We start from the raw sequence: 1,307 nt of genomic DNA, 5'->3' as shown, positions 1-1,307 counted from the left end.
CGCGGCCGCCTTGTTTGTACGGCGCGATATTGAGGCATGCACCAAGGCGTTCGCGCGCGAATCCCACAGGAATAATTGGCCCGAAACAAACGTAGGAGCGAGCGCAGCTCGCGATTGCGCCGCGCGGGCGGCGCTCGCTCTAACAGGCGCTGCCATACCTTGTGGCAAACACCTGTCAGCCCTAAGGCGATCCCTGTGGGAGCTGGCTTGCCGGCGATGGGCTGCATCCCCGCGTCTTGACTGACCGGCATTAGGCGTAGCGCCTGATTTTCTTCGGGCTGCTGGCCGGAGCGGGTTCACCCGCTCTCACCAGCAGCCGCAATTGCCTTACACGATGGCATTACCTACCCTAGTGGCCTTTCCCCAGTAATGAGACAGGGCCATGTCAGAATACGAAACCGCCGGTGCAGGCCGCTTGAGCAGCACCGAGATCCGTGTCCTCGGCGCGTTGATCGAAAAGCAGGCCACCAGCCCGGAGAGCTACCCGCTGACCCTCAACGCCCTGGTCCTGGCCTGCAACCAGAAGACCAGCCGCGAGCCCGTCATGAACCTTACCCCGGGCCAGGTCGGCCAGGCCCTGCGCAACCTTGAAGCGCAGGGCATGACCCGCCTGCAGATGGGCAGCCGCGCCGATCGCTGGGAGCAGCGGGTGGACAAGGCCCTGGAGCTGGTACCGGCGCAACTGGTGCTGATGGGCCTGATGTTCCTGCGCGGCCCGCAGACCCTCAACGAACTGCTGACCCGCAGCAACCGCCTGCATGATTTCGACGACACCGAGCAGATCCAGCACCAGCTGGAGCGCCTGATCTCGCGCGACCTGGCCTTGCACCTGCCACGCCAGGCGGGCCAGCGCGAAGACCGTTATACCCATGCGTTGGGCGACCCGGCGGAGATCGAGGCGATCCTGGCTGCACGTCAGCAGGAGGGCGGCCAGCGCAGCAGTGGCAGCAGCGTGTCGGAGGAGCGTATCGAAGCGCTTGAAGCCCGCATCGCAGCGCTGGAAGCGCGCCTGGCAGACCTGGAAGGCTAGGCGGTCACGGCTCGGGGTCGGGGAAGTTGCGGCAGCTTTTGCGCTCGGCCAGCTCCCGGTCGCTGGGGCGCTGGTCGACGAATACGGTGCGACCGTCGGCGTAGATTTCCAGGTAACCCCAATGCAGGTCCTGCTCCGTCTGACCGGGCTTGGGCGGGACTAGCCACCAGGGTTCGCGGCTGATCAGCGTCATGATACGGCTTCCTGAGGGTGGATGCCGTAAGCATAGACAGCCTAGGTTTGATGCCTTGCGAGCGCTGGCCCCTGTGGGAGCGGG

Annotated in this window: 2 protein-coding genes; one reads left to right on the top strand and one right to left on the bottom strand. The window is 65.3% G+C overall.

The features are described from left to right. The first annotated feature begins 382 nt into the window (after positions 1–382). Positions 383–1,030, top strand: coding sequence for a YceH family protein (locus GYA94_RS26825; RefSeq protein WP_161893470.1), 648 nt, complete (start codon positions 383–385; stop codon positions 1,028–1,030). Positions 1,031–1,034: 4 nt separating this feature from the next. On the opposite strand, the gene GYA94_RS26820 is transcribed toward GYA94_RS26825, so the two are convergent. Further along, the gene (locus GYA94_RS26820) at positions 1,035–1,223 is read right to left on the bottom strand and encodes a hypothetical protein (protein ID WP_029886312.1); all 189 of its coding nucleotides are present in this window, start codon (positions 1,221–1,223) and stop codon (positions 1,035–1,037) included. Between the last annotated feature and the right edge of the window lie 84 nt (positions 1,224–1,307).

This window comes from Pseudomonas juntendi (assembly GCF_009932375.1).
Classification (GTDB): Bacteria; Pseudomonadota; Gammaproteobacteria; order Pseudomonadales; family Pseudomonadaceae; genus Aquipseudomonas; species Aquipseudomonas juntendi.
Note: the sequence above shows the minus strand (reverse complement) of the source record. Positions and strands in the feature narration are given on the sequence as shown.